Source organism: uncultured Campylobacter sp. (genome assembly GCF_938045405.1).
In the GTDB taxonomy this organism is placed as follows: Bacteria; Campylobacterota; Campylobacteria; order Campylobacterales; family Campylobacteraceae; genus Campylobacter_B.
In genome coordinates this window covers 1-9,792 of the sequence record NZ_CALIMW010000074.1, presented here as the reverse complement: position 1 = coordinate 9,792, position 9,792 = coordinate 1, and the positions used below count along the sequence as shown (strand labels likewise).

Sequence of the window (9,792 nt, the reverse complement as noted above, 5' to 3'; positions counted from 1 at the left end):
GCATCTCGTGCTATTACGGCTACAAGGACGCGTGCGCAAATATGCGCCGCTTAGGATATAACGGCTAGTGCTTTTAAATTTAAATTTTAAAATTCCATTCCGCCGTATCGCGGGATGGAATTTGTTGGGTGAAATTCTATTATCTAACCGCAATGGCTAAAATTTTCCTTGCCTTTTCAATTTGCTCCATAACATACGCTTTTTAAAATTTAAACTTTCTAAATTCTATCTTTTCATTAAAGATCGACATCGTGCGCTGAAGATTGTTTATATCTTTTTGCATCGTTTGCATAAAATAATCTCTCAGCTGCAGATACTCCTCTTTATTCGCCATCAAGATATTTAGTATCTCGACCTCAGCGTTTTCCTTATAAAGCACAAGCTGATCGTGAAGACCGAAAAAGCCGAGGCTACCGCTAAGCAGATGCATATAGGCTTTGGTAGTTAAAATGGAAAAGCAAAAAGTAAAAATTATCGCCACGCCATTGATCGGCTCTCCCGTCGTATAGCAGCCGAGCAAAAACCAAAGAACAAGAAAGACCTTTATATAAATAGGTATTTTTTGCTTCCAGCTCCATCTCCAGTCAAAGCTTAAAGCCATAGCGCCGATTGTATTTATCTCGAACGTTTTACGAATCTTATTTTTATTGTAATATAAAATTTTATCGTTATAAAACACGAAGTATACGCCGTCTCTATTCATAAAATTTGTTACGAATATTACCAAGACCAAAGGAAGGAGGCGAAACATTTTAATGTTTATGGAATTTACGATAGTGGCAAATGTAAGCGCTACTAACAAGCCTACCATAGTAGGAACTATAGAGTATTTCATATAGTCATAATAAGTATGATCTTTGATGATTAGCGGATTTTTGTCGTAATCTCTGGCTTTGGAATTTTGCTGCAAAGAGTCGCTATCATCCAAGATAAAATTTTGCGGCTCTGCGTTGTTTTCATAGGCAGAATTCTGATCCGCTTCGGCTTCTAAATTTAAAGCGTCAGTAGCGGAATTCGGAGCTTTAGAATTCAGAGATTCGAAATTCAGAGGTTCAGAATTCAAGATTTCGGAATTCGGAGGTTCAAAATTCAGGAATTCAGAATTAGAAGCTTCAAAATTTGAGACTTCGGAATTCGAGATTTCGGAATTTTGAGCTTTGAAATTCGAGACTCCAAAATTCGATGTTCCAGAATTTTCGCCGTTAGAATTTTGTTTCAAGCCCCGCTTCGGCTCTTGATGTCGCTTTTGTAGTAGCTTTTTTAATTCCTCAAACCTACTTTGATCCATTCTTGCCCCCTGATAAGGCGTTTTAGCCCCGTTTATTTTTCCTCGCGCTCTTCATCGCCGCTAGCTCCTGTGCCAAAAATTCCCCCGTGTAGCTACCCGTCTTTTTAAAATCCTTCGCAAGCTTTTCTGGGGTGCCACAAGCAACGATCTGTCCGCCGCCCTCGCCGCCTTCGGGCCCCATATCGATGATGTAATCGCAGTTTTTGATGACGTCCAAATTGTGCTCGATCACAAAGACGGAATTTCCCAGATCGACCAAATGATGCAACACCGCTACCAGGCGATCTACGTCTGCAAAATGCAGCCCCGTCGTGGGCTCGTCCAGGATATATAGCGTGTTACCCGTGTCGGTGCGACTTAGCTCCTTGGCGAGCTTGACGCGCTGTGCCTCGCCGCCGCTAAGCGTCGTGGCGGGCTGGCCTAGCGAAACGTAGCCGAGCCCGACGTCCGCGAGCGTCTTTAGCTTTTGATAAATTTTAGGCACGGCTTTGAAAAACTCGAGCGCCTCGTCGATACTCATCGCCAAAACGTCGGCTATGCTTTTGTTTTTGTATAAAATTTCAAGCGTCTGCGCATTGTATCTCGTGCCGTGGCAGACGTCGCAGACGACGCTGATATCGGGGAGGAAGTGCATCTCGATCGTGATCTCGCCCTCGCCCGCGCATTTTTCGCAGCGCCCGCCTTTGACGTTGAAGCTGAAGCGGCCGATCTTGTATCCGCGCAGCTGCGCTTCCTTCGTCGCGGCAAAAAGCGCGCGGATCTCGTCCATCACCCCCGTGTAGGTCGCGGGATTGCTGCGCGGGGTGCGTCCGATCGGGGTTTGATCCAGATAGATCACTTTATCCAGGCTCTCAAGCCCCGAAATTTTAGCGTCCTTTACCGCGTGCACCTTTCTAGCGCGATTTAGCTCCTCAAGCGCGGTAGGCAGTATGGTTTGTAGCACCAAGGAGCTCTTGCCGCTGCCGCTAACGCCCGTGATGCCGACTAAATTTCGCAGCGGAAATTTCGCGCAAAGGCCGTGGATATTATTGATATTTACGTTTTTGATACTTAGCCAAAGCTCCTGCTTGCGGTGCTTTTGGTAGTTTATCTCCTTTTGGTTATTCAGATACAGCGCGGTTTGCGTATTACTTTTAAGCAGATGCGCCACATCCCCAGCAAATACGACCTCGCCGCCTAGATTGCCCGCCCCCGGGCCGATATCTACGACGAAGTCCGCCGCCTCGATCGTCTTTTTATCGTGCTCGACGACGATTACGGAATTTCCCTTTTCTTGTAAGCTTCGTAGCGTCTTGATGAGCTTTTGCGTATCACGCTCGTGAAGCCCGATGCTAGGCTCATCTAGCACGTACATCACGCCGCTAAGACCAGAGCCGATCTGGCTTGCGATACGGATACGCTGCGCCTCGCCGCCGCTAATGGTGCGCGCATCGCGCCCCAGCGTGAGGTATCCAAGTCCCACGTCCTTTAAGAAAAACAGCCTCTCGTTAATCTCTTTTAGGATCGGCGCTGCGATCTGCGCGTCCTTTTCGCTTAAATTTGAAAACCGCTTCTCGTCGCTGAAAAACTCCACGCAGTCTGCGATACTCATATTTATCACGTCGCCGATGCCCTTATCTGCGACCTTTACGGCGAGGCTTTCGGGGTGCAGGCGCAGTCCGCCGCAGTCGGGGCAAATTTTTTCGCTCATATAATCGTCCAGATCGCTTTCGTTTTTGAGCAGATCGTAGGCGTACTTGATCGCGCCCTCAAATTTTCGCACGAGCTTATGCTTTTTCCAGTAAAAATCGATCTCTTTGACGCTGCCGTAGAGGATCAGCTTTTTTTGCTCCTCACTTAAATTTGCATACGGGATTTTGACGTTTATGCCGTTTGCTTCGCAAAATCCGAGTAGAAATTTATAATAATAGCTTTTGTTAAAGCCCGACATCACCTTGATCGCGCCGCCCTCGATCGAGGCGTTTTCGTTGATGATCTTGCCCAGATCAAGACTAAATTTTATCCCTAGCCCGTCGCAGCTCTCGCACGCGCCCTTTGGAGAGTTGAAGCTAAACGCGAGCGGCTCGAGCGGCTTGAATGAAATTTTACAATCAAAGCACGCCATATGCTCGCTGTAGTGGATCAGGCTCTGCGCGAGCCCCAGCTCGGCGGCGTTTGCGATCTCCACCTCAAGCTCGCCGAAGCTGAGCTTGAGCGCCTTTTCGACGTCGCTTGCAATACGGATGGAATTTTCCTCATCGATGATCGTGCGGTCGATGATGACCTTGATCGAGTGCTTTTTCGTCTTGCTCAGCTCGATCTCCTCGTCCAGCCGCACCAGCACGCCGTCGATCTGAGCGCGCACATAGCCCTGCTCGCGCAAGCTTTGCAACATATCGGCGAAGCTGCCCTTTTTCTCGCGCACCAAGGGCGCGCCCAAGATCACCTTCGCGCCGCGCGGCAGCTTCATAATCTCGGCGATGATGTCGCTGGAGCTCATCTTTGAGATCGGTTTGCCGCATTTGTGGCAGTGCTGCACCCCCACGCGCGCATATAAGAGGCGCAGATAGTCATAAATTTCGGTAATCGTGCCCACCGTCGAGCGCGGGTTTTTCGACGTCGTTTTTTGATCGATCGCGATCGCAGGCGTCAGACCGTCGATCTTATCGACGTCGGGCTTGCCTACGCGGTCTAAAAACTGCCTCGCGTAGCTGCTTAGGCTCTCGACGTATCTGCGCTGCCCCTCGGCATATAGCGTATCAAACGCCAGCGTACTCTTGCCGCTGCCGCTAAGACCTGTAAAAACGACGAGTTTGTCCTTTGGAATTTGCAAATTTATATTTTTCAGATTGTGTTCACGCGCGCCCGTGATGGTGATGAGATCGTTCATTTTCGCCCTTTTGTGCAAATTAATCTTACATTATAGCTCAAATTGTTAAAATTGCGCTTTTGGAAGGGGCGGCGATGATACTAATCTGCACGGCTTTGCGCTGCGAAGCCCAAGCGATAATCGAGAGTTTTAAACTTACGCGCGGCGGCGATCTGTTCGCAGGCGAGCAGATGCTTTTATATATCTGCGGCGTGAGGTTTGGGGCTAAATTTAAAGCGGGCGCTGCAGGCGACATAGAAATAGAATTTAAGAGCGAATCCGGCGCGGAATTTATTCGCCGTGCCGATACAGACGCGGAATTCGGACGCGAGCTTCGCGAGAACCAACGCGGCGCGGATCCAAAATTTGAGCATCGTTTGGACGCGGGCGCGCGCTGCGGCGGCGCAGAGACCGGCTCTGCGCGAAATATGACTGAAAATTTTGAAATTTTAAATTTTGATTCCGCACGGAATTCAGAGCGCTTCGGTGAAATTTTACTTTCGCTGCGCGTGGACTTTGCACTAAACATAGGCGTCTGCGGCTGCGAGGATACAAATGTGCAAATCGGCGAGGCATTTTATTTTGACGGCACGGCAGCGCGGGAATTTTGCGGCGAGAGCAGATCGGAGCTTTACGGCTCGCAGGTTGGGGAACACAACGAGCAGGCTCTAAAATTTCAAAACGTTTGCGAGCGGGAATTTTGCGGCGCGAGTTTGGACGGCAAGCTGCGGGCAAATTTAATCTGCGTAAGCGAGCCTAAAATTTTAAACTCAGCAGAGCGGACCGATGAGGCAAGTATCGCAGAAATCGAGGCGTGCGGCGATACAAACGCACAAGCCCCAACGCAAGGGATGAGCGGTGCAGCAAATACAAAAAATTTCACGCGAGGCGCGTCTCAGACTGCGGCACAAAGCGCGACGCAGGTCGAGGCGCAAAATTTAGCGAGCGTAAAACCCTCACAAATCGCGGTAGGTGGGCGCTGCGCTGCGACGAATACCGCAGCACGAGCAACACTAAATACGCCGTGCACGGCAAAAGATGTTACCTGCGGGTGCGCAAATCACGGTATCAGGCTTTACGATATGGAGAGCGCGCTTTTCGTGAGCACTTGCGAGCGAGCGGGCGTGCCGCGGGCGATGATGAAGATCGTAAGCGATCATCTGCGCGGCGAGCGACTTAGCAAAAGCTTCGTCTACGAGCTAGTAAAGGCGCGCCTGCCGCAAATCCGCGCCGCGATAAAGGACAAAATTTAACTATGGATGCGTGCGCAAAAAACCGAGTCGAGAGATAAATTTCGGCTTCATATGCCGAATATGTCGCGGAATTCAAAGGTATTGCGGAGGCGCAGGAGAAACGATGAAAATAAAAGGCTCTTATCTGTATTTCGCCCTCTTGGCATGCGCGTGCGTCGCGGCTTGCGCGTATGCCGTGGCGGATATGTTCGCGGATCCGCCCTTGTTGGTCTTTTTAGCTCTTTTGCTAGTATTTTTCTGTATCGGGCTATGGCTAAAAGATACCCTAATAGGCGCGCGTTACCTATTTTACTGCGTCTGCGTGCAGCTACTTTTTGCAGCGGCCATATTCGCCGTTCATAAATTTCCCGCCATGGCGCAGTTCGTGCGCAGTGCGGAGATAGGCGTGGGCGGTGCGGGCATACCGCTAGGCATCGTTCTGCTCGTGCTGCCCGCGTTTTTCTGCACCCTGCCGTATTACTACCGAACGGGCGTCAAAAAAATCCCGCAAAAGCTCATACTCGGCGGAATTTTGATCCTAAACGTCGCTATTACGCTAGCTTACGCCTTCTATTTCGAGCGACTATTCTGCGGCGCGATCTGAAATTTCGACGATTTTCAGTGACGGCGCGCGAAATTTAAGTATAATTTGCAAAATTTAAACGAAGCGGAGCAAGATGACGGAGGCAAAAAAGGAGCTAGGAGCGCAGTTTGGCGTGAATCTGGGCGAGCGATCAAGCGCGTTTTTGGGCGCGCTATTTGAGAAATTTCACTTTTCATTTCAGCAAAAAAAGCAGCTAGCGGAGTTTGCGAGCGATTTTGAGGCGTGGGACGAGACCCCCGTTTATGAGCTGCTTGCGGACGGGCAGTGCGGGCTAAATTTTAATAAAGCCAAATTTAATAAAGCAGGGAAAGTTCCAAGCGGCGAGCAAATTTTTAATTTCGTGCGCGAAGCCTGGCTAGAGCTTAAGTCGCGCCCGCACTCGTACGCGGGCTTCACAAGCGATTACGCGCCGAAAAAATTTGAAATTTCATCTTTTCGCGCAGATCGCATCGCTTTGGGGCGCTGTCCGGTGGCGAGCGAAAACACGCGCTGCTGCAATCTGCTGACGCTTGATGCAGTCAATTCGTGCGGCTTTGACTGCTCCTATTGCGCGATCGGCTCCTTTTACAAGCACGGGAAAATCGGCTTTGACGAGAATTTCGCGGCAAATTTAGCGCGCCTGCGGCTCGATCCCGCGCGCAGCTACCACATCGGCACGGGTCAGAGCTCCGACTCGCTCATGTGGGGCGATCGCTTCGGCATTTTAAGCGCATTATGCGATTTTGCGGCGCGGCATGAAAACGTGATTTTGGAGCTTAAAAGTAAGTCGAACAATATCCGTTTTTTCCTGCAGCGCGAGATCCCGCGCAACCTCATCGTCACTTTCTCGCTCAATACCCCCGCGATCATAGCGAACGAGGAGCATCTAAGCGCGAGCCTGGATGCGCGGCTGGCGGCAGCCGAAGCGCTCGCGGCGCGCGGCATTTTGGTGGGCTTTCACCTCCACCCGATGGTTTGGTATGAAGGGTGGCAAAGCGATTACGGCGCGCTTTTTGAGCGGCTGCTGCGCCGCTTCGATCCAAACGATGTTGCAATGGTTTCGCTCGGCACGCTTACCTTCATCAAGCCCGTCGTCAAAAAGCTGCGCTCGCGCGGGCTGCGGAGCAAAATTTTGCAGATGCCCCTTGCGGACGCGAACGGCAAGCTGTCTTATCCGCTGCAGATCAAGCGCGAGCTTTTTAAATTTGCCGCGAACGCGCTTTCGCCGTGGCGCGAGCGGGTGTTTTTCTACCTCTGCATGGAGGATGCGAGCCTGTGGCGCGAGGTTTTGGGGCACGAGTACGAAAGCAACGACGCGTTTGAGGAGGCGATGAAGGCGGCGTATTTCGCAAAGATACGGCAGCGCTAGACGCGCTGTTTACCGCAGACGTCGCGGTCTATACCGGCTCGCATGCGGTGCCGAGGATACAGCGCGAAATTTGCAGCGAGCGAGCGGTTAAAATTTAGCGCCACACCCGGCTTTATAAATCGTGCGGGGCGGGCACAGCGAGCGGCGATGAAATTTTACAAAACGCTCGCACAGCAAAACGTCCGCGGGCTAAATTTAAAATTTTACCCGACAAAGTCGCGGCGCGGTTTAAATAATCCGCGTAAATTTAGCGGCGAGCACAATGAACAAAGAAAATTTAGCGCAGTAAAATTTACTCGGCGCGCTAAGCTTAACGCGTCGAAGCGGCATAAAAATTTAAAGGAGAAAAGATGAAAGCATTGATCACGGGCGCAAGCGGCGGTATCGGCAGCGCGGTTGCGGAGCTTTTGCGACAAAACGGCTATGAAATTTTAACGCTAAGCTCGCGCTTTGAGGATACGGACGCGCTAGCGAAGGAGTGCCGCGCGCTGACTGCGGCGTGTGAGATTGACGCGCTGATTTTGTGCGCGGGCACGGCGAAATTTGCGCCGCTTGAGGCGATGAGCGAGAGTGAAATTTTAAAAATTTTAAACGTAAATCTTGCCGCAAACATCATCATCGCGCGCGCGCTTTTGCCGAATTTAAAGCGCAACCGCGCCCATATCATCGGCATTAGCTCGATCGAGGCGCTGCGAGCGAGCCGCTTTAGCGCGGTTTATAGCGCGAGCAAGGCGGGGCTGCGGGCGTTTCTGCTCTGTCTTTTCGAGGAGGCGCGCAAGCAGATCAGAGTAAGCTGCATCAACCCTGACATCACCAAAACGCCATTTTACGAGGATTTGAGTTTCGAGCCTGCAGATGATGAAGCAAGCTTCGTGGATGCGTGGGAGATTGCAAATTTTGTGCTACAAATTCTGCGCACGAAGTCCAACGTGAGCGAGTTTACGATCCGCCCGCAGATCGTAAATCTGCGGAAAAAATCAAAATTTAATCGCGAAGGAGGCGAGCTTGAAAATCGGTAAAAGTCATGTTTTTGTGCTAGCTGTGGCGCTTCTTATCATTTATGCCGCGTTTATAAGCGGTAGCGGCGGGTATTGTAGCGCGAGAGAATTTTTTTCAGGCAGGCATGATGAGGAAGATGACGCTTGCATCGCCAAGCTGATAAAGCGAGCGGACGCGGGTAATATATATGCGGCAAATCGGCTAAGATATCCGCACGAGGCGTATATCAAGCGCACATGCAAAAAGGAAGTGGAAAGCTTGGGTGAGCGCGAAAGATATTATTTTGAGCTCTACATCCAAAATCGCTGCGAAGCTTGGGGCTTTAAAACGCCCAAGTCACAAGGCGGCGAGGCAGGTACGACGAGCGGCGAAGCGAACGCAACGAACGGCGAGGGAAATTTAACGCGCAAAGGTATGGATACAATCCACAATGCAACAGGCGTGATCAAACGCGATATAAATTCTACGGGAGGATTAGATGCCGGGCGATAAAGCGAAATTGAAAGCTAGTAAAAGTCAAATTTTTTTGTTAATCGTAGGAGTTGTTATTCTGTGCGCCCTATATATAAACAACAGTGGTGCGTATTGTAACATTTGGGAATCTTTTTTAAATAAGGGCGAAGAGGATGATGCTTGCATTGCTAAGCTGATAAAGCGAGCGGACGCGGGTAGTGAATTGGCGCTCAGTCGGCTTAGATACCCTAGTAAGGCATATATCAAGCGCACATGCGAAAAGGGGGTAGAAAACTTGAGCGAACGCGAGAGATATTATTTCCAAGGCTTTAGCGGGGATCGATGCGAGATTTGGGGCTTTAAAACGCCCAAATCAAAAGACGGCGAAGCAAACACGACGAGCAGCGGCGGTAATTTAACGCGCGCCGAAGCAAACAACGGCGAATCCGATACTACGGGCAACAAGGCGGACAAAACGAAGCGCGAAGGAAATTCTACGGAAGAACAAAATGCTGAGCGATAAGATTAGCCTTGAGGACAATATTGTAAATTTTATGTCGTTGGTCAAATTTGTGAAAAAATGAGTTAAAATTTATTACTCAAGGAAAAACATGGTAAAAAAGAGATCTTTAGAAGTAAAAGGAAGCATATCGATCGCCATAATCCTGCTTTGGGTTTATTTTTTGATTACGGCGCTGAGCGGTGATAGATACTGTGGCATATGGGATTATATCGCAAATAGTGAAGAGGATGATGCCTGCATCGCTAAGCTGATAAAGCGCGCAGACGCGGGTAGTGAATTGGCGCTCAATCGGCTTAGATACCCTAGCAAGGCGTATATCAAGCGTGTATGCGAAAGGGGAGTGGAAAACTTAGGTGAGCGAGAGAGATATTATTTCGAGCGCTTAGGTGTAGATCGTTGCGAAGCTCCAAGTTTTAAAGATAACGAAGCAAACACGACGAGTGGCGGCGGTAATTTAGCGGGAGACGATACGAACGCGATAGATGGCGAGAGAAATT

Annotated in this window: 9 protein-coding genes; 7 read left to right on the top strand and 2 right to left on the bottom strand. The window is 50.0% G+C overall.

Annotated elements, in window-relative coordinates; all coding sequences use genetic code 11:
- Positions 1–202: 202 nt before the first annotated feature.
- Together Q0140_RS02975 and uvrA are read right to left on the bottom strand one after the other, a co-directional pair.
- Positions 203–1,288, bottom strand: coding sequence for a hypothetical protein (locus Q0140_RS02975; protein WP_297961682.1), 1,086 nt, complete (start codon positions 1,286–1,288; stop codon positions 203–205).
- Between the two features lie 22 nt (positions 1,289–1,310).
- On the bottom strand, positions 1,311–4,157 hold the full coding sequence (uvrA, locus tag Q0140_RS02970) for an excinuclease ABC subunit UvrA (protein ID WP_297961679.1): 2,847 nt from the start codon (positions 4,155–4,157) through the stop codon (positions 1,311–1,313).
- A gap of 74 nt (positions 4,158–4,231) precedes the next feature.
- Here uvrA and Q0140_RS02965 point away from each other — a divergent pair, with 74 nt between their 5' ends.
- The 7 genes from Q0140_RS02965 to Q0140_RS02935 form a co-directional block, all read left to right on the top strand.
- Entirely contained in the window at positions 4,232–5,389 is a 1,158-nt protein-coding gene (locus Q0140_RS02965; protein WP_297961676.1) for a hypothetical protein, read from the top strand.
- Positions 5,390–5,492: 103 nt separating this feature from the next.
- Positions 5,493–5,972 (top strand): hypothetical protein, encoded by a 480-nt coding sequence (locus Q0140_RS02960; protein WP_297961673.1) that lies wholly within the window; start codon positions 5,493–5,495, stop codon positions 5,970–5,972.
- A gap of 73 nt (positions 5,973–6,045) precedes the next feature.
- Positions 6,046–7,320 carry a spore photoproduct lyase family protein gene (locus tag Q0140_RS02955; RefSeq protein WP_297961670.1) on the top strand — a complete coding sequence of 425 codons (1,275 nt, stop codon included), beginning with the start codon at positions 6,046–6,048 and terminating at the stop codon, positions 7,318–7,320.
- Between the two features lie 350 nt (positions 7,321–7,670).
- Positions 7,671–8,339 (top strand): SDR family oxidoreductase, encoded by a 669-nt coding sequence (locus Q0140_RS02950; protein WP_297961667.1) that lies wholly within the window; start codon positions 7,671–7,673, stop codon positions 8,337–8,339.
- Positions 8,326–8,811, top strand: coding sequence for a hypothetical protein (locus tag Q0140_RS02945; protein WP_297961664.1), 486 nt, complete (start codon positions 8,326–8,328; stop codon positions 8,809–8,811). The genes Q0140_RS02950 and Q0140_RS02945 overlap by 14 nt, the downstream gene beginning before the upstream one ends.
- Positions 8,812–8,818: 7 nt before the next feature.
- Complete coding sequence (locus tag Q0140_RS02940) at positions 8,819–9,295, top strand: hypothetical protein (RefSeq protein ID WP_297961661.1); 477 nt, start codon at positions 8,819–8,821, stop codon at positions 9,293–9,295.
- 88 nt (positions 9,296–9,383) lie between these two features.
- A partial coding sequence (locus Q0140_RS02935) for a hypothetical protein (RefSeq protein WP_297961658.1) occupies positions 9,384–9,792 on the top strand: 409 nt, incomplete at its 3' end.